This window comes from Enterobacter sp. MGH119, assembly GCF_001037675.1.
GTDB lineage: Bacteria > Pseudomonadota > Gammaproteobacteria > Enterobacterales > Enterobacteriaceae > Enterobacter > Enterobacter hormaechei_C.
Window position 1 is genome coordinate 442,532 of sequence record NZ_KQ089931.1, and the last position, 18,678, is coordinate 461,209.

The window sequence follows — 18,678 nt, forward strand, 5'->3', positions numbered from 1 at the left end:
TTCACATCTCCCGAGGATTTAAGAATGGCTGAAATTACCGCATCCCTGGTAAAAGAGCTGCGTGAGCGTACTGGCGCAGGCATGATGGATTGCAAAAAAGCGCTGACCGAAGCGAACGGCGACATCGAGCTGGCAATCGAAAACATGCGTAAATCCGGTGCGATCAAAGCAGCTAAGAAAGCAGGCAACGTTGCTGCTGACGGCGTGATCATCACCAAAATCGACGGCAACTACGGCATCATTCTGGAAGTTAACTGCCAGACTGACTTCGTTGCTAAAGATGCTGGTTTCCAGGCATTTGCTAACAAAGTTCTGGACGCAGCGGTTGCAGGCAAAATCACTGACGTTGAAGTTCTGAAAGCACAGTTCGAAGAAGAGCGTGTTGCGCTGGTTGCTAAAATCGGTGAGAACATCAACATCCGTCGCGTTGCTTCCCTGGAAGGTGACGTTCTGGGCTCTTACCAGCACGGCGCGCGTATCGGTGTTCTGGTTGCGGCTAAAGGCGCTGACGAAGAGCTGGTTAAACAGCTGGCAATGCACATCGCTGCAAGCAAACCAGAATTCGTTAAGCCAGAAGACGTGTCTGCTGAAGTGGTAGAGAAAGAGTACCAGGTTCAGCTGGACATCGCGATGCAGTCTGGTAAGCCAAAAGAAATCGCAGAGAAAATGGTTGAAGGCCGCATGAAGAAATTCACCGGCGAAGTTTCTCTGACTGGCCAGCCTTTCGTAATGGATCCAAGCAAGTCTGTTGCTCAGCTGCTGAAAGAGCACAACGCTGATGTAACTGGCTTCATCCGCTTCGAAGTGGGCGAAGGCATCGAGAAAGTTGAGACTGACTTCGCAGCAGAAGTTGCTGCAATGTCCAAGCAGTCTTAATGATTGAAAAGGAGCCGCCTGAGGGCGGCTTCTTTTTGTCACCCGTCTCACGAAATCAGACAGGCTCCAGTATCGCTGTGCTGATTTGCGACATATCATGTCGCCAGAATTAACCCCATCTTAATCGTTGACAGTCTCAGGAAAGAAACATGGCTACCAATGCAAAACCCGTGTACAAACGCATTCTGCTTAAGCTGAGTGGCGAAGCGCTGCAAGGATCGGAAGGCTTCGGTATTGACGCAAGCATCCTTGATCGCATGGCACAGGAAATCAAAGAACTGGTCGAACTGGGTATTCAGGTTGGCGTGGTCATTGGCGGTGGCAACCTTTTCCGTGGTGCTGGTCTGGCGAAAGCGGGGATGAACCGCGTAGTGGGCGACCACATGGGTATGCTGGCAACCGTGATGAATGGCCTGGCGATGCGTGATGCGCTTCATCGCGCCTATGTGAACGCTCGCCTGATGTCCGCTATTCCTTTGAATGGCGTATGCGATAACTACAGCTGGGCAGAGGCCATCAGCCTGCTGCGCAACAACCGCGTGGTGATCCTCTCCGCCGGTACGGGTAACCCGTTCTTTACCACCGATTCCGCAGCCTGCCTGCGCGGTATCGAAATCGAAGCCGATGTGGTGCTGAAAGCGACCAAAGTAGATGGCGTGTTTACTGCCGACCCGGCAAAAGATCCTTCAGCGACCATGTACGATCAGCTGAGCTACAGCGAAGTGCTGGAAAAAGAGCTAAAAGTGATGGATCTTGCCGCCTTTACGCTGGCTCGTGACCACAAACTGCCGATCCGTGTCTTCAATATGAACAAGCCTGGCGCGCTGCGTCGCGTTGTTATGGGCGAAAAAGAAGGCACTTTGATCACGGAATAATTTCCGTCGGCGATAAATACAGGTAAGATTCCGCTTTATTTCGACGTGGTATCTTACCCGGGCGCGCCTTTGGCGTTGTCATGAATTAAACGCGACTATACTTAGCACACCTGTAGCGCTGTGCTGGCGGATAGTCTGCCTGAGACAAGTTTTCAAGGATCCGTAACGTGATTAACGACATCAGAAAAGATGCTGAAGTACGCATGGACAAATGCGTAGAAGCGTTCAAAAACCAAATCAGCAAAATCCGTACTGGCCGAGCTTCCCCAAGCCTGCTGGATGGCATCATCGTAGAATACTACGGTACGCCTACGCCACTGCGTCAGCTGGCGAGCGTGACGGTAGAAGATACCCGTACCCTGAAAATCAACGTGTTCGATCGCTCAATGAGCCCGGCCGTTGAAAAAGCGATCATGGCATCTGACCTGGGTCTGAACCCAAGCTCAGCGGGCGCGGATATTCGCGTTCCACTGCCTCCGCTGACGGAAGAGCGTCGTAAAGACCTGATCAAAGTGGTTCGCGGTGAAGCTGAGCAGGGTCGCGTTTCCGTACGTAACGTGCGTCGCGATGCGAACGATAAAGTGAAAGCTCTGCTGAAAGAAAAAGAGATCAGCGAAGACGACGATCGTCGTTCTCAGGACGACATTCAGAAAATGACCGACGCGGCGATCAAGAAAATTGATGCGGCGCTGGCAGAAAAAGAAGCGGAACTGATGCAGTTCTGATTTTCGCTGTACACTGATAAACGCCGTTCAGAAGGACATTGAGTCTTGCTGGCGGCGTTTTGCTTTTATCTGGTCTAACTTTTGGGCATCTCATGAAGCATCTCACTCTCCTCGGCTCGACCGGCTCTATCGGTTGCAGCACTCTCGACGTTGTACGTCATAATCCTGACAGCTACACCGTAGCCGCGCTTGTGGCCGGAAAAAACGTGCAGCGAATGGTCGAACAGTGCCTGGAGTTTACCCCCCGTTTTGCGGTGATGGATGATGAAGAGAGCGCCCGCCAGGTAAAAGCGCTGTTGCAGGAGAAGGGCTGCCGTACCGAGGTGCTCAGCGGGCAACAGGCGGCGTGCGATATGGCCGCGCTTGATGAAGTCGATCAGGTTATGGCGGCAATCGTCGGGGCGGCGGGTCTTCTGCCGACGCTTGCCGCGATCGATGCGGGAAAAGATGTCCTGCTTGCGAACAAAGAGTCGCTGGTCACCTGCGGACGCCTCTTTATGGAGGCGGTAAAACAGCGTGGGGCACGTCTTTTGCCGGTCGATAGCGAGCACAACGCCATTTTTCAGAGTTTACCCCAACCTTTTCAACAAAACCTGGGGTACGCTGACCTGGAGCAGAATGGCGTTGTGTCGATTCTGCTTACCGGGTCTGGTGGCCCGTTCCGTGAAACGCCACTGTCTGAATTGAGCGCAATGACGCCGGATCAGGCATGTCGTCATCCGAACTGGTCAATGGGGCGTAAGATCTCCGTCGATTCGGCCACCATGATGAACAAAGGTCTGGAATACATTGAAGCTCGCTGGCTGTTCAATGCGTCGGCGAAACAGATGGAAGTGCTGATCCACCCGCAGTCGGTGATTCACTCGATGGTGCGCTATCAGGACGGCAGCGTGCTGGCCCAGCTGGGCGAACCGGATATGCGTACGCCAATTGCTCATACAATGGCGTGGCCAAACCGCGTAAAATCGGGCGTTAAGCCTCTCGATTTTTGCAAGCTGAGTTCACTGACGTTTAGCGAGCCTGATTACGACCGTTATCCCTGTCTGAAACTGGCGATGACGGCCTTCGATCAGGGGCAGGCGGCGACAACGGCGCTTAATGCAGCCAATGAAGTGACCGTTGAAGCATTCCTGAACCAGCAGATCCGCTTTACTGATATCGCCGCGTTGAATTTATCCGTGCTGGAGATGATGGATTTGCGTGAGCCGCAGAGCGTGGAAGAGGTGCTGGCCGTGGATGAACAGGCACGCATTGTTGCGCGTAAACAGGTGACACGTCTCGCAAGCTGGTGATAAAGCAAGCACTAGTCGTCGTGCTATTTGTTAGCGTTGGGCTTCAGTGATATAGTCTGCGCCACCTGATCGCAGGTATTTGGCTTTAAGTGGTCAGGTAAGCCGTGGTTTGACACGGCTTTTTTATGTATAGGCTTCAGTATTCCTGTGTACCGTTAAATCCTTTCAGGGACTAAAAACGCGTTATGTTGTCTGCGAATCAACCAATAAGCGAAAACTTGCCAGCACATGGCTGTCGCCATGTTGCAATCATCATGGATGGCAATGGCCGCTGGGCGAAAAGACAAGGGAAGATACGAGCCTTTGGGCATAAAGCTGGGGCGAAATCTGTTCGCCGCGCCGTTTCTTTTGCCGCCAATAACGGCATTGATGCGTTAACGCTCTATGCTTTTAGCAGTGAGAACTGGAATCGACCTGCGCAGGAAGTGACTGCGTTGATGGAACTGTTCGTGTGGGCGCTCGATAGCGAAGTAAAAAGCCTGCACCGCCACAACGTCCGCTTGCGTATTATTGGCGAAACCAGTCGTTTTAACTCACGTTTGCAGGAACGGATTCGCAAAGCAGAAGCGCTGACGGAAAATAATACCGGCCTGACGCTCAATATCGCGGCGAATTACGGCGGACGCTGGGATATTATCCAGGGGGTTCGGCATCTGGCTGAGCAGGTTCAGGAAGGGCTGTTAAGACCCGACCAGATTGATGAAGAGGCGCTGAGTCAGCAAATCTGCATGAATGAACTGGCACCCGTGGATTTGGTTATAAGGACAGGGGGGGAGCATCGCATTAGTAACTTTTTGCTGTGGCAAATTGCCTACGCCGAACTTTACTTTACGGATGTTCTTTGGCCAGATTTTGATGAACAAGACTTTGAAGGTGCGCTGCATGCCTTTGCCAATCGAGAGCGTCGTTTCGGCGGCACCGAGCCTGGTGGCGATAACGCCTGATGGGGGTAGCTTTTGCTGAAGTATCGCCTGATTTCCGCTTTTGTATTAATACCCGTCGTCATCGCAGCGCTGTTTTTACTGCCTCCGGTGGGATTCGCTATTGTTACGCTGGTGGTGTGTATGCTCGCCGCGTGGGAATGGGGGCAGCTTAGCGGCTTTACCTCGCGCACTCAGCGGGTATGGCTGGCGGTACTCTGTGGTTTTTTACTGGCCCTGATGCTGTATACCTTGCCTGAATATCATCACGATGTTCACCAGCCGCTGGTTGCCGGATCCTTATGGATATCGCTGGCCTGGTGGATTGCTGCGCTTGTTTTAGTGCTTTTCTATCCAGGCTCTGCGGCGATCTGGCGTAACTCTAAAGTGTTGCGCCTTATTTTTGGTCTGCTCACGATTGTTCCCTTTTTCTGGGGGATGGTTGCGCTGCGCGCCTGGCACTATGACGAAAACCACTACAGCGGCGCGATATGGCTGCTTTATGTGATGATTCTCGTCTGGGGGGCTGACTCCGGGGCCTATATGTTTGGTAAACTGTTCGGCAAACATAAACTGGCGCCAAAGGTTTCTCCGGGCAAAACCTGGCAAGGCTTCATTGGCGGCCTGTTTACGGCAGCAATTATCTCCTGGGGCTATGGCGTCTGGGCGAATCTTGAGGTTGCCCCCTCCACGCTGCTGGTATGTTCGATTTTCGCGGCGCTGGCATCGGTGCTGGGTGATTTAACCGAGAGTATGTTTAAGCGTGAAGCAGGGATTAAGGACAGTGGTCACCTGATTCCAGGACATGGCGGAATACTGGATCGCATTGACAGCCTTACCGCGGCTGTTCCTGTATTTGCTTGCCTGCTTTTACTGGTGTTTGGGACGATATAACGGAAGGTTTTATGCTGAGCATTCTCTGGAATCTGGCGGCGTTCATTGTTGCACTGGGTGTACTGATTACCGTGCATGAATTTGGCCATTTCTGGGTTGCCCGGCGCTGTGGTGTGCGGGTGGAGCGATTCTCGATTGGCTTTGGCAAATCGCTCTGGAAGCGTACCGATAAGCATGGCACCGAGTTTGTCATTGCTCTGATTCCCCTGGGCGGCTATGTCAAAATGCTCGACGAACGCGTTGAGCCTGTCGCCCCGGAACTTCGCCATCGCGCGTTTAACAATAAAACTGTTGGACAACGTGCTGCCATCATCGCTGCCGGCCCGGTAGCCAATTTCATCTTCGCTATCTTCGCCTACTGGCTGGTGTTTATCATCGGCGTGCCTGGCGTGCGCCCGGTCGTGGGAGAAATCACCACGGGTTCTATTGCGGCAACGGCGCAAATTACACCGGGAATGGAACTTAAAGCGATTGATGGTATCGAAACCCCTGATTGGGATGCCGTGAGGTTACAACTGGTTGCCAAAATCGGTGATGAGCAGACAACCGTCAGCGTATCGCCATTTGGTTCCGACCAGCGGCAGGAAAAAGTGCTGGATTTACGCCACTGGCGCTTTGAGCCAGACAAAGAGGACCCTGTCGCCGCACTCGGGATTCGACCGCGCGGCGCGCAGATCGAGCCGGTATTAGCCGAAGTACAGGCCAAATCGGCAGCGAGTAAAGCAGGTTTACAAGCGGGTGACAGGATCGTTAAAGTCGATGGTCAGCCATTAACACAATGGATGACCTTTGTTACTCTGGTGCGCGATAATCCAGGCAAGCCGCTCGCGCTGGAAGTGGAAAGGCAGGGGAGTTCGCTCTCACTGACTCTCACCCCGGATACCAAATCGGGCGGCGGTAAGGCGGAAGGGTTTGCCGGCGTTGTGCCGAAAGTGATCCCACTGCCAGATGAGTACAAGACAATACGCCAGTATGGGCCGTTTAGCGCCATCGTTGAGGCCACGGATAAAACATGGCAGCTGATGAAGCTTACGGTCAACATGTTGGGGAAATTGATAACCGGTGATGTGAAACTGAACAACCTCAGTGGGCCAATTTCGATTGCTCAGGGGGCTGGGATGTCAGCGGAGTTCGGGGTGATTTACTATCTCATGTTCCTTGCGCTGATTAGCGTGAACCTGGGGATAATCAACCTGTTCCCGCTTCCCGTACTAGATGGGGGCCATTTGCTGTTTTTAGCGATTGAAAAGCTAAAAGGCGGACCGGTATCCGAGCGAGTTCAAGACTTTAGTTATCGCATTGGCTCGATTTTGCTGGTGCTGTTAATGGGGCTTGCACTTTTCAATGATTTCTCTCGGTTGTAAGAGAGTTAGTTAGGAAGAACGCATAATAACGATGGCGATGAAAAAGTTGCTCATAGCGTCGCTGCTGTTTAGCAGCGCGACCGTATACGGTGCTGACGGGTTCGTAGTGAAAGATATTCATTTCGAAGGCCTTCAGCGTGTCGCCGTTGGTGCGGCCCTCCTCAGTATGCCTGTGCGCCCCGGCGATACGGTTAATGATGAAGATATCAGTAACACCATCCGTGCTCTGTTTGCCACTGGCAACTTTGAGGACGTCCGTGTCCTGCGCGATGGTGATACGCTGGTGGTTCAGGTAAAAGAACGTCCAACGATTGCCAGCATCACTTTCTCCGGCAACAAGTCGGTGAAAGATGACATGCTCAAGCAGAACCTTGAGGCATCGGGTGTTCGTGTGGGGGAATCTCTGGACCGAACAACCCTTGCAGACATTGAAAAAGGTCTGGAAGATTTCTATTACAGCGTCGGTAAATACAGCGCGAGCGTTAAAGCGGTTGTTACACCGCTGCCACGTAACCGTGTCGACCTGAAACTGGTCTTCCAGGAAGGTGTTTCTGCGAAGATCCAGCAGATCAACATCGTGGGTAACCACGCGTTCAGCACCGACGAACTGATCTCCAACTTCCAGCTGCGTGACGAAGTGCCGTGGTGGAACGTGGTGGGCGATCGTAAATACCAGAAACAGAAACTGGCGGGTGACCTTGAAACCCTGCGCAGCTACTATCTGGATCGCGGTTACGCCCGTTTCAACATCGATTCAACTCAGGTGAGTCTGACTCCGGACAAGAAAGGTATCTACATTACCGTTAACATCACTGAAGGCGATAAGTACACGCTTTCAGGTGTTGAAGTCAGCGGCAACCTGGCAGGACATTCAGCTGAAATTGAATCTCTGACCAAAATTCAGCCGGGCGATCTGTACAGCGGATCTAAAGTCACCAAAATGGAAGACAGCATTAAGAAGCTGCTCGGCCGTTATGGTTATGCGTATCCGCGTGTGCAAACGCAGCCGGAAATTAACGACACGGATAAAACCGTTAAGCTGCACGTTAACGTTGATGCGGGCAACCGTTTCTATGTGCGTAAGATCCGCTTCGAAGGTAACGATACCTCTAAAGACTCCGTTCTGCGCCGTGAAATGCGCCAGATGGAAGGGGCATGGCTGGGAAGCGATCTGGTAGACCAGGGTAAAGAGCGTCTGAACCGTCTGGGCTATTTCGAAACGGTCGATACCGATACTCAGCGTGTACCAGGTCGTCCGGATCAGGTTGATGTTGTTTATAAAGTTAAAGAACGTAATACCGGTAGCTTCAACTTCGGTATTGGTTACGGCACTGAAAGTGGCGTGAGCTTCCAGGTCGGCGTTCAGCAGGATAACTGGCTGGGTACGGGCTACTCTGTCGGTATCAACGGGACGAAAAACGACTACCAGACCTACTCTGAGTTCTCTGTTACCAACCCATACTTCACCGTTGACGGTGTAAGCCTGGGCGGTCGTATCTTCTATAACGACTTTAAAGCGGATGACGCGGACCTCTCCTCGTATACCAACAAGAGTTACGGTCTGGATGGTACGCTCGGCTTCCCGGTTAACGAATACAACACCCTGCGCGCAGGTTTAGGGTACGTGCATAACGACCTGTCCAACATGCAACCGCAGGTGGCGATGTGGCGTTACCTGGACTCCATCGGTCAGTCGGCGAGTACGTCCAGCGATGACAACGGTTTCGCCGCGGATGACTTCACCTTCAACTACGGTTGGACCTACAACCGTCTTGACCGTGGCTACTTCCCGACGGAAGGTTCACGTGTCAACCTGAACGGTAAAGTGACTATCCCGGGCTCGGATAACGAGTTCTACAAGGTCACGCTGGATACGGCGTCCTACTTCCCAATTGATGAAGATCACAAGTGGGTTGTTCTGGGTCGTACCCGTTGGGGTTATGGTGACGGTATTGGAAGCAAAGAACTGCCGTTCTATGAAAACTTCTACGCCGGTGGTTCAAGCACCGTGCGTGGCTTCCAGTCCAATAACATTGGTCCGAAAGCGGTTTATTACGGCGGTAATGACGAAGATAACTGCGCAAGCCGTGATCCTAAGCAAGTATGTAGCTCTGATGACGCAGTAGGTGGTAACGCTATGGCCGTGGCGAGCCTCGAGTTCATCACGCCTACGCCGTTTATCAGCGACAAGTACGCAAACTCTGTCCGCACCTCCTTCTTTATGGATGCAGGTACAGTGTGGGACACCAACTGGGAGAACACCGCCCAGATGCGTGCGGCGGGGGTTCCGGACTACAGCGATCCGAGCAACATTCGCATGTCCGCAGGTATCGCATTACAATGGATGTCACCGCTGGGGCCGTTGGTCTTCTCTTACGCCCAGCCGTTTAAGAAATACGATGGAGACAAAGCGGAGCAGTTCCAGTTTAACATTGGTAAAACCTGGTAATAATCCGCTGCAATGGAATGCGTTGGCAGTGTAGCGCTGACAACCGGCGATCGGTAAAACGATCGCCTTGCCACGCAAAGAACGGTACCCCTCGGGTGCCAATGGGATGGTAAGGAGTTAATTGTGAAAAAGTGGTTATTAGCTGCAGGTCTCGGTTTAGCGATGGCAACTTCTGCTCAGGCAGCGGATAAAATTGCAATCGTCAACATGGGTAATTTGTTCCAGCAGGTTGCACAGAAAACCGGTGTTTCTGCAACGCTGGAAAACGAATTCAAAGGCCGTGCGAGCGAACTGCAACGTATGGAAGGTGATCTTCAGTCCAAGATGCAGCGTCTTCAGCGTGATGGTTCTACCATGAAAGCGAGCGAGCGCAGCAAACTGGAAAAAGACGTCATGTCTCAGCGCCAGACCTTCTCTCAGAAAGCGCAGGCTTTCGAGCAGGATCGTCAGCGTCGTTCTAACGAAGAGCGTGGCAAACTGGTGACGCGTATTCAGTCTGCCGTTAAAGCAGTCGCAGCCGATCAGAGCATCGATCTGGTTGTTGATTCGAACGCCGTTGCATTCAACAGCAGCGATGTTAAAGACATCACCGCTGATGTTCTGAAACAGGTTAAATAAGTAATGCCTTCAATTCGACTGGCTGATTTAGCTCAGCAGTTGGATGCAGAATTACACGGTGATGGCGATATCGTCATCACCGCTGTTGCGTCCATGCAATCTGCTAAAGCAGGCACTATTACCTTCATGGTAAGCCCTAAGTACCGTGAACACCTGGCCCAGTGCCAGGCGTCTGCCGTTGTTCTGACGCAGGACGATCTTCCGTTTGCCACTAGCGCTGCACTGGTAGTGAAAAATCCCTACCTGACCTATGCGCGCATGGCCCAAATTCTTGATACCACGCCGCAGCCGGCACAGAACATTGCAGCCAATGCTGCGATTGATCCGACGGCTCAGCTGGGTAACAACGTATCAGTCGGCGCAAACGCCGTTATCGAATCCGGCGTCGTGCTGGGTGATAACGTGGTGATTGGCCCAGGCTGCTTTGTTGGAAAAAATACGAAAATTGGCGCAGGGACTCGTCTGTGGGCCAATGTCTCTGTCTACCATGAGGTTGAGATTGGCGAGAATTGTCTCGTACAGTCCAGCACGGTGATTGGTTCTGACGGATTTGGTTACGCTAACGATCGGGGTAACTGGGTTAAGATCCCTCAGCTGGGTCGCGTGATTATCGGCGATCGTGTGGAGATCGGCGCTTGCACCACCATCGACCGCGGTGCGCTTGACGACACCATTATTGGTAACGGTGTTATCATAGACAACCAGTGCCAGATTGCACATAACGTTGTGATTGGCGACAATACCGCAGTGGCGGGTGGTGTTATCATGGCAGGCAGCCTGAAAATTGGCCGTTACTGCATGATTGGCGGTGCCAGCGTGATCAATGGCCATATGGAAATATGCGACAAAGTCACGGTGACGGGGATGGGCATGGTGATGCGTCCAATCACTGAGCCTGGCGTTTATTCCTCCGGTATTCCGCTGCAACCGAACAAGGTCTGGCGTAAAACAGCTGCACTGGTGATGAATATTGATGATATGAGCAAGCGACTCAAAGCGATTGAGCGCAAAATCGATCAACAAGACTAAGCGTTCATCCGTTTAACGCTAAATTTCCCGGCCTGTCGGCTTTGTTTATAAACCGGCAGGCCGTGTTATTATTGCTACTTAGTACATTTGACAGGAAGAGTATTTTGACTACTGACACTCATACTCTGCATATTGAAGAGATTTTAGAACTTCTGCCGCACCGCTATCCGTTTTTACTGGTAGACCGTGTGCTGGATTTTGAAGAAGGTCGTTTTCTGCGCGCAGTGAAAAATGTCTCCGTTAACGAGCCGTTCTTCCAGGGGCACTTCCCTGGTAAGCCTATCTTCCCGGGGGTATTGATCCTGGAAGCGATGGCACAGGCTACCGGTATTCTGGCGTTTAAAAGCGTAGGTAAACTGGAACCGGGTGAACTCTATTACTTCGCGGGTATCGATGAAGCGCGCTTCAAGCGTCCGGTCGTGCCTGGTGATCAAATGATCATGGAAGTCACTTTTGAAAAAACGCGTCGCGGCCTGACTCGCTTCAAAGGCGTAGCTATGGTTGACGGCAAAGTTGTTTGCGAAGCGACAATGATGTGTGCGCGTAGCCGGGAGGCCTGATACGTGATTGATAAATCCGCCTTTATTCATCCTACCGCCATTGTGGAAACGGGTGCCATCATTGGTGCCAATGTCCACATCGGCCCGTTTTGTATTGTTGGACCCCATGTCGAAATTGGTGAGGGTACAGTACTGAAATCTCACGTTGTCGTGAATGGTCATACCACCATTGGCTGCAACAATGAGATCTATCAGTTCGCCTCCATCGGCGAAGTTAACCAGGATCTCAAGTATGCTGGCGAACCGACCCGCGTGGAAATCGGCGATCGTAACCGCATTCGCGAAAGCGTCACCATTCATCGTGGTACAACGCAAGGCGGTGGATTGACGAAGGTGGGCAGCGACAACCTGTTTATGGTTAATGCGCACATTGCGCACGACTGTACCGTGGGTAGCCGCTGTATTCTCGCCAACAACGCAACGCTGGCGGGACACGTATCGGTCGATGATTTCGCCATTATTGGCGGCATGACCGCAGTCCATCAGTTCTGCATCATTGGTGCACACGTGATGGTCGGCGGATGCTCCGGTGTGGCGCAGGACGTCCCACCGTTTGTGATTGCGCAGGGCAACCATGCCACGCCGTTTGGCGTGAACATTGAAGGTCTCAAGCGTCGTGGCTTCAGCCGCGAAGCGATTACCGCGATCCGCAACGCGTACAAATTGCTGTACCGTAGCGGTAAAACGCTGGAAGAGGCTAAGCCGGAAATTGCCGAGCTGGCGAATAAGCACCCTGAAGTGAAAACGTTCATGGAATTCTTTGAACGTTCAACCCGTGGTCTGATTCGTTAATGGTCGACAGTCGTCCGCTTACCATCGCCCTGGTCGCCGGAGAAACCTCCGGCGATATTCTTGGTGCAGGTCTTATCCGCGCGCTTAAAGCCCGTGTACCCAACGCCCGCTTTGTGGGCGTGGCTGGGCCGCTAATGCAGGCCGAAGGCTGCGAAGCCTGGTATGAAATGGAAGAGCTGGCTGTGATGGGCATCGTCGAGGTGCTGGGCCGCTTGCGTCGCCTGCTGCATATCCGCGCCGACCTTACCCGCCGCTTTACCGACCTCAAGCCCGATGTATTTGTCGGCATTGATGCGCCTGATTTCAATATTACCCTTGAAGGGAACCTGAAAAAGCAGGGGATCAAAACGATCCATTACGTCAGCCCGTCCGTGTGGGCGTGGCGACAGAAACGCGTTTTCAAAATCGGACGGTCCACCAATCTGGTGCTGGCTTTTCTGCCTTTCGAAAAAGCGTTTTACGACAGATTTAATGTCCCGTGCCGTTTTATCGGTCATACCATGGCGGATGCCATGCCACTGGATCCGGATAAAAACGCGGCGCGTGACGAACTGGGCATCCCGCATGATGTGCATTGTCTGGCGCTGCTGCCAGGAAGCCGGGGTGCGGAAGTTGAAATGCTCAGTGCTGATTTCCTGAAAACGGCGCAAATTCTTCGCAAGACTTACCCCGATCTTGAAGTGGTCGTGCCGCTGGTGAATGCCAAACGCCGGGAGCAGTTTGAGCGTATCAAAGCCGACGTCGCCCCGGATCTTCACGTCCGCCTGCTGGACGGAAAAGGGCGGCAAGCTATGTTTGCGAGCGATGCCGCACTGCTGGCTTCCGGCACGGCTGCGCTGGAGTGTATGCTGGCAAAATGCCCAATGGTGGTCGGTTATCGCATGAAGCCGTTTACCTTCTGGCTGGCAAAACGTCTGGTAAAAACAGATTACGTATCTCTGCCAAACCTGCTTGCGGGTCGCGAGCTGGTGAAAGAGCTCTTGCAGGATGAATGCCAGCCGCAGGCGCTGGCAGATGCGCTGCTGCCGCTGCTGGCCAACGGTAAAACCAGCCACCAGATGCATGATACCTTCCGTGAACTGCATCAACTGATCCGCTGTAATGCTGATGAGCAGGCGGCCGATGCGGTGCTGGAGTTAGCACAATGATGGAATTTATTTATCCCCATACCCACCTCGTTGCCGGTGTGGATGAAGTCGGTCGTGGCCCGTTAGTGGGTGCCGTTGTGACCGCGGCGGTGATCCTCGATCCAGCCCGCCCGATCGTTGGCCTGAACGACTCGAAAAAACTGAGCGAAAAGCGTCGTTTAGCGCTGTTCGATGAAATTAAAGAGAAAGCGCTGGCCTGGAGTCTCGGGCGCGCAGAACCGCATGAGATTGACGATCTAAACATTCTGCACGCTACCATGCTGGCGATGCAGCGTGCCGTTGCGGGCCTGAAGATTGTGCCTGAGTATGTACTGATCGACGGTAACCGTTGCCCGGCGCTGCCGATGCCTTCCATGGCTGTTGTTAAAGGCGATAGCCGCGTCGCAGAAATCAGTGCGGCGTCAATCATTGCCAAAGTGACGCGCGATGCTGAAATGGCCGCGCTGGACCTCACTTATCCCGCGTATGGTTTCGCCCAGCACAAGGGATATCCAACGGCTTTCCATCTGGAAAAGCTGGCTGAACATGGCGCAACTGAACATCATCGGCGCAGCTTTGGCCCGGTGAAACGCGCGCTGGGACTGGTGTCCTGAATCAAGACGCAAGCAATTAAGTAACGCGGGATTTGAAGATGGCTGAACCACGTTTCGTACACCTGCGGGTGCATAGCGACTACTCCATGATCGATGGGCTGGCAAAGACCGGGCCGCTGGTAAAAAAGGCGGCCTCGCTTGGCATGCCTGCGCTGGCGATCACCGATTTTACCAACCTGTGTGGCCTGGTGAAGTTCTACGGAACGGCGCATGGCGCAGGATTAAAGCCCATCGTCGGTGCGGATTTTCATGTGCAGAGCGACCTGCTCGGCGATGAGATGACGCAAATTTCCGTGTTAGCCATGAATAACACGGGCTATCAGAACCTCACTCTGCTGATCTCAAAAGCCTACCAGCGCGGCTACGGCGCACTGGGCCCATGGATTGACCGCGACTGGCTGGCAGAGCTGAACGAAGGTTTGCTGCTGATCTCCGGTGGTCGTATGGGGGATGTCGGCAAATGTCTGCTGCGCGGTAACAACGCGCTGGTGGATCAGTGCGTCTCGTTCTACGAAGAGTATTTCCCGGATCGCTATTACCTGGAGCTGATCCGTACCGGGCGTGCGGACGAAGAGAGCTATCTGCATGCGGCCGTCGCCCTGGCGGAAGCGCGTGGCCTGCCTGTAGTGGCCACCAACGATGTGCGCTTCCTTGAGGCGGGCGATTTTGACGCGCATGAAATTCGCGTCGCTATCCACGACGGCTTCACCCTCGACGATCCGAAACGCCCGCGCAACTACTCATCGCAGCAGTACATGCGCAGCGAAGAGGAGATGTGTGAGCTTTTCTCGGACATCCCGGAAGCGCTGGAAAACAGCGTAGAGATTGCCAAGCGCTGTAACGTCACCGTGCGTCTCGGCGAATACTTCCTGCCGCAGTTCCCGACGGGCGACATGACCACCGAAGATTTCCTGGTCATGAAATCGAAAGAGGGTCTGGAAGAGCGTCTGGAATTCCTTTTCCCGGATGAAGCGGTCCGTAAAGAGAAGCGTCCTGAATATGACGAGCGCCTGGATATTGAACTCCAGGTGATCAACCAGATGGGGTTCCCTGGCTACTTCCTGATCGTGATGGAGTTCATCCAGTGGTCGAAGGATAACGGCGTGCCGGTAGGCCCGGGCCGTGGTTCCGGTGCCGGCTCGCTGGTGGCGTACGCACTGAAAATCACCGACCTCGATCCGCTGGAATTCGACCTGCTGTTCGAACGTTTCCTCAACCCGGAACGTGTCTCCATGCCCGACTTTGACGTCGACTTCTGCATGGAAAAACGCGACCAGGTGATTGAGCACGTGGCCGATATGTACGGTCGTGATGCGGTTTCACAGATCATTACCTTCGGGACGATGGCGGCGAAAGCGGTTATCCGCGACGTGGGCCGCGTTCTGGGCCACCCGTACGGTTTTGTCGATCGTATCTCTAAGCTGGTCCCGCCCGATCCGGGCATGACCCTGGCGAAAGCCTTTGAAGCCGAACCTCAGCTGCCGGAAATCTACGAAGCCGACGAAGAGGTGAAAGCGCTGATCGACATGGCGCGCAAGCTGGAAGGCGTCACGCGTAACGCCGGTAAGCATGCGGGGGGCGTGGTTATCGCCCCGACCAAAATCACCGACTTCGCGCCGCTGTACTGCGATGAAGCGGGCCAGCATCCGGTCACCCAGTTCGACAAGAACGACGTGGAATACGCCGGGCTGGTGAAGTTTGACTTCCTCGGCCTGCGTACGCTCACCATCATCAACTGGGCGCTGGAGATGATCAACGCCCGTCGCGAGAAGAACGGCGAACCGCCGCTGGATATCGCGGCTATCCCGCTTGATGACAAGAAAAGTTTCGACATGCTGCAACGCTCGGAGACGACAGCCGTCTTCCAGCTTGAATCCCGCGGCATGAAAGATTTGATTAAGCGTCTGCAACCCGACTGCTTCGAAGATATGATCGCGCTGGTGGCCCTGTTCCGTCCGGGGCCGTTGCAGTCGGGGATGGTGGATAACTTTATCGACCGTAAGCACGGGCGCGAAGAAATTTCCTACCCGGACGTTCAGTGGCAGCATGAAAGCCTGAAACCGGTACTGGAGCCAACCTATGGCATCATCCTGTATCAGGAACAGGTGATGCAGATCGCCCAGGTACTTTCGGGTTATACCCTTGGCGGCGCAGACATGCTGCGTCGTGCGATGGGTAAGAAAAAGCCGGAAGAGATGGCCAAGCAGCGCTCCATCTTTGAAGATGGAGCGAAGAAAAACGGCATCGATGGCGAACTGGCGATGAAAATCTTCGACCTGGTGGAGAAATTCGCCGGGTACGGATTTAACAAATCTCACTCCGCCGCCTATGCTTTGGTTTCGTATCAGACGCTGTGGCTGAAAGCTCACTATCCCGCTGAGTTTATGGCAGCGGTAATGACTGCCGATATGGACAACACCGAGAAGGTGGTTGGCCTGGTGGACGAGTGCTGGCGCATGGGGCTGAAGATCCTGCCGCCGGATATTAACTCGGGCCTGTATCATTTTCACGTTAACGATGACGGGGAAATCGTCTATGGGATCGGCGCGATCAAGGGCGTGGGTGAGGGGCCGATCGAGGCGATCATTGAAGCGCGTAACAACGGCGGCTACTTCCGTGAGCTGTTCGATCTGTGCGCCCGTACCGATACCAAAAAACTGAACCGCCGCGTGCTGGAAAAACTGATCATGTCCGGCGCGTTTGACCGTCTGGGGCCACACCGCGCCGCGCTGATGAACTCGCTCGGCGATGCGCTGAAGGCGGCCGATCAGCATGCGAAAGCGGAAGCCATTGGCCAGGCGGATATGTTCGGCGTGCTGGCGGAAGAGCCAGAGCAGATCGAGCAGTCCTATTCCAACTGCCAGCCGTGGCCAGAACAGGTAGTGCTGGATGGAGAGCGGGAAACGTTAGGTCTGTACCTGACGGGACACCCGATCAACCAGTATCTTAAAGAAATTGAGCGCTATGTCGGCGGCCACAGGCTTAAAGACATGCATCCGACAGAACGTGGTAAAATCACCACGGCTGCGGGGCTCGTGATTGCTGCAAGGGTAATGGTCACCAAGCGCGGCAATCGTATCGGCATCTGTACCCTGGATGACCGTTCCGGGCGTCTGGAGGTGATGTTGTTCACCGACGCGCTGGATAAATACCAGCAATTGCTGGAAAAAGACCGCATACTTATCGTCAGCGGACAGGTCAGCTTTGATGACTTCAGCGGGGGGCTTAAAATGACCGCCCGCGAAGTGATGGACATTGACGAAGCCCGGGAAAAATATGCTCGCGGGCTTGCTATCTCGCTGACGGACAGGCAAATTGATGACCAGCTTTTAAACCGACTCCGTCAGTCTCTGGAACCCCACCGCTCGGGGACCATTCCAGTACATCTCTACTATCAGAGGGCGGATGCACGCGCGCGGTTGCGCTTTGGTGCAACGTGGCGTGTCTCTCCGAGCGATCGTTTACTGAACGATCTCCGTGGCCTCATTGGTTCGGAGCAGGTGGAACTGGAGTTTGACTAATACAGGAATACTATGAGTCTGAATTTCCTTGATTTCGAACAGCCGATTGCAGAGCTGGAAGCGAAAATCGATTCTCTGACAGCCGTGAGCCGTCAGGATGAAAAACTGGATATTAACATCGACGAAGAAGTGCATCGTCTGCGCGAAAAAAGCGTAGAACTGACGCGGAAAATCTTTGCCGATCTCGGCGCATGGCAGATCGCCCAGCTGGCGCGACATCCACAGCGTCCGTACACCCTGGATTATGTCCGCCTGGCGTTTGACGAATTTGACGAACTGGCAGGCGACCGCGCATACGCTGACGATAAAGCTATCGTCGGCGGTATCGCGCGTCTGGATGGACGTCCGGTGATGATCATTGGTCATCAGAAAGGCCGTGAAACCAAAGAGAAAATCCGTCGTAACTTCGGTATGCCAGCACCAGAAGGCTACCGTAAGGCCCTGCGTCTGATGGAGATGGCTGAGCGTTTCAATATGCCAATCATCACCTTCATCGACACGCCGGGTGCTTACCCGGGGGTTGGTGCCGAAGAGCGTGGTCAGTCTGAAGCCATCGCACGCAACCTGCGCGAGATGTCTCGCCTGAAAGTGCCGGTCATCTGTACCGTTATCGGTGAAGGTGGGTCCGGCGGTGCGCTGGCAATTGGCGTGGGCGATAAAGTGAATATGCTACAGTACAGTACCTATTCCGTTATCTCTCCGGAAGGCTGTGCCTCCATCCTGTGGAAAAGTGCCGATAAAGCGCCGCTGGCTGCTGAAGCGATGGGCATCATTGCCCCACGTCTGAAAGAGCTGAAGCTGATCGACACCGTTATCCCTGAACCGCTGGGTGGCGCGCATCGTAAGCCGGAAGTGATGGCTGCTTCCCTGAAAGCGCAGCTGCTGGCAGACCTGGCGGACCTGGACGTGCTGAGCACAGAAGATCTGCTCAACCGTCGTTATCAGCGTCTGATGACCTACGGTTACGCGTAAGCCTCACAATTATCCTAAAAGCCGCACATTGTTGCGGCTTTTTTTATACC

The 18,678-nt window shown here is 53.7% G+C and carries 16 protein-coding genes; all 16 read left to right on the forward strand.

The genetic code is table 11. The features are described from left to right. The first annotated feature begins 24 nt into the window (after nucleotides 1-24). The 16 genes from tsf (at nucleotide 25) to accA (ending at nucleotide 18,628) form a co-directional block, all read left to right on the forward strand. Complete coding sequence (gene tsf, locus SK53_RS16780; RefSeq protein WP_003856196.1) at nucleotides 25-876, forward strand: translation elongation factor Ts; 852 nt, start codon at nucleotides 25-27, stop codon at nucleotides 874-876. Between the two features lie 149 nt (nucleotides 877-1,025). Then, nucleotides 1,026-1,751 carry a UMP kinase gene (gene pyrH / locus SK53_RS16785; RefSeq protein ID WP_003856194.1) on the forward strand — a complete coding sequence of 242 codons (726 nt, stop codon included), beginning with the start codon at nucleotides 1,026-1,028 and terminating at the stop codon, nucleotides 1,749-1,751. A gap of 167 nt (nucleotides 1,752-1,918) precedes the next feature. Beyond that, a complete protein-coding gene (frr, locus tag SK53_RS16790) occupies nucleotides 1,919-2,476 on the forward strand; it encodes a ribosome recycling factor (RefSeq protein ID WP_003856180.1) in 558 nt (185 codons plus the stop codon). A gap of 92 nt (nucleotides 2,477-2,568) precedes the next feature. Further along, nucleotides 2,569-3,768: a 1-deoxy-D-xylulose-5-phosphate reductoisomerase gene (ispC, locus tag SK53_RS16795; RefSeq protein ID WP_023315432.1), complete on the forward strand. Its 1,200-nt coding sequence runs from the start codon at nucleotides 2,569-2,571 to the stop codon at nucleotides 3,766-3,768. 185 nt (nucleotides 3,769-3,953) lie between these two features. Then, nucleotides 3,954-4,712, forward strand: a complete 759-nt coding sequence (ispU, locus tag SK53_RS16800) for a (2E,6E)-farnesyl-diphosphate-specific ditrans,polycis-undecaprenyl-diphosphate synthase (RefSeq protein ID WP_003856176.1) — start codon at nucleotides 3,954-3,956, stop codon at nucleotides 4,710-4,712. 12 nt (nucleotides 4,713-4,724) lie between these two features. Next, nucleotides 4,725-5,582 (forward strand): phosphatidate cytidylyltransferase, encoded by an 858-nt coding sequence (gene cdsA / locus SK53_RS16805; RefSeq protein WP_003856175.1) that lies wholly within the window; start codon nucleotides 4,725-4,727, stop codon nucleotides 5,580-5,582. A gap of 11 nt (nucleotides 5,583-5,593) precedes the next feature. Next, nucleotides 5,594-6,946 carry a sigma E protease regulator RseP gene (gene rseP / locus SK53_RS16810; RefSeq protein ID WP_003856174.1) on the forward strand — a complete coding sequence of 451 codons (1,353 nt, stop codon included), beginning with the start codon at nucleotides 5,594-5,596 and terminating at the stop codon, nucleotides 6,944-6,946. A gap of 31 nt (nucleotides 6,947-6,977) precedes the next feature. Continuing rightward, the gene (bamA, locus tag SK53_RS16815) at nucleotides 6,978-9,395 is read left to right on the forward strand and encodes an outer membrane protein assembly factor BamA (protein ID WP_003856172.1); all 2,418 of its coding nucleotides are present in this window, start codon (nucleotides 6,978-6,980) and stop codon (nucleotides 9,393-9,395) included. Nucleotides 9,396-9,518: 123 nt separating this feature from the next. Further along, nucleotides 9,519-10,013, forward strand: a complete 495-nt coding sequence (gene skp / locus SK53_RS16820; RefSeq protein WP_003856169.1) for a molecular chaperone Skp — start codon at nucleotides 9,519-9,521, stop codon at nucleotides 10,011-10,013. Nucleotides 10,014-10,016: 3 nt separating this feature from the next. Beyond that, a complete protein-coding gene (gene lpxD, locus SK53_RS16825) occupies nucleotides 10,017-11,042 on the forward strand; it encodes a UDP-3-O-(3-hydroxymyristoyl)glucosamine N-acyltransferase (RefSeq protein ID WP_048209810.1) in 1,026 nt (341 codons plus the stop codon). 104 nt (nucleotides 11,043-11,146) lie between these two features. Further along, nucleotides 11,147-11,602: a 3-hydroxyacyl-ACP dehydratase FabZ gene (fabZ, locus tag SK53_RS16830; protein WP_003856165.1), complete on the forward strand. Its 456-nt coding sequence runs from the start codon at nucleotides 11,147-11,149 to the stop codon at nucleotides 11,600-11,602. A gap of 3 nt (nucleotides 11,603-11,605) precedes the next feature. After that, a complete protein-coding gene (gene lpxA / locus SK53_RS16835; protein ID WP_003856164.1) occupies nucleotides 11,606-12,394 on the forward strand; it encodes an acyl-ACP--UDP-N-acetylglucosamine O-acyltransferase in 789 nt (262 codons plus the stop codon). Next, nucleotides 12,394-13,542, forward strand: coding sequence for a lipid-A-disaccharide synthase (lpxB, locus tag SK53_RS16840; RefSeq protein ID WP_003856161.1), 1,149 nt, complete (start codon nucleotides 12,394-12,396; stop codon nucleotides 13,540-13,542). The genes lpxA and lpxB overlap by 1 nt, the downstream gene beginning before the upstream one ends. After that, nucleotides 13,539-14,135: a ribonuclease HII gene (gene rnhB / locus SK53_RS16845; RefSeq protein ID WP_003856158.1), complete on the forward strand. Its 597-nt coding sequence runs from the start codon at nucleotides 13,539-13,541 to the stop codon at nucleotides 14,133-14,135. The genes lpxB and rnhB overlap by 4 nt, the downstream gene beginning before the upstream one ends. 38 nt (nucleotides 14,136-14,173) lie before the next feature. Further along, nucleotides 14,174-17,656: a DNA polymerase III subunit alpha gene (gene dnaE, locus SK53_RS16850; protein ID WP_003856156.1), complete on the forward strand. Its 3,483-nt coding sequence runs from the start codon at nucleotides 14,174-14,176 to the stop codon at nucleotides 17,654-17,656. 12 nt (nucleotides 17,657-17,668) lie between these two features. After that, nucleotides 17,669-18,628: an acetyl-CoA carboxylase carboxyl transferase subunit alpha gene (accA, locus tag SK53_RS16855; protein ID WP_003856154.1), complete on the forward strand. Its 960-nt coding sequence runs from the start codon at nucleotides 17,669-17,671 to the stop codon at nucleotides 18,626-18,628. Nucleotides 18,629-18,678: the final 50 nt, after the last annotated feature.

Coding starts and splice junctions, on each gene's coding strand:
- ispU (WP_003856176.1), top strand. CDS start 3,954: ATGTTGTCTGCGAATCAACCAATAAGCGAAAACTTGCCAGCACATGGC.
- bamA (WP_003856172.1), top strand. CDS start 6,978: ATGGCGATGAAAAAGTTGCTCATAGCGTCGCTGCTGTTTAGCAGCGCG.
- rnhB (WP_003856158.1), top strand. CDS start 13,539: ATGATGGAATTTATTTATCCCCATACCCACCTCGTTGCCGGTGTGGAT.
- lpxD (WP_048209810.1), top strand. CDS start 10,017: ATGCCTTCAATTCGACTGGCTGATTTAGCTCAGCAGTTGGATGCAGAA.
- lpxB (WP_003856161.1), top strand. CDS start 12,394: ATGGTCGACAGTCGTCCGCTTACCATCGCCCTGGTCGCCGGAGAAACC.
- tsf (WP_003856196.1), top strand. CDS start 25: ATGGCTGAAATTACCGCATCCCTGGTAAAAGAGCTGCGTGAGCGTACT.
- rseP (WP_003856174.1), top strand. CDS start 5,594: ATGCTGAGCATTCTCTGGAATCTGGCGGCGTTCATTGTTGCACTGGGT.
- ispC (WP_023315432.1), top strand. CDS start 2,569: ATGAAGCATCTCACTCTCCTCGGCTCGACCGGCTCTATCGGTTGCAGC.
- pyrH (WP_003856194.1), top strand. CDS start 1,026: ATGGCTACCAATGCAAAACCCGTGTACAAACGCATTCTGCTTAAGCTG.
- dnaE (WP_003856156.1), top strand. CDS start 14,174: ATGGCTGAACCACGTTTCGTACACCTGCGGGTGCATAGCGACTACTCC.
- accA (WP_003856154.1), top strand. CDS start 17,669: ATGAGTCTGAATTTCCTTGATTTCGAACAGCCGATTGCAGAGCTGGAA.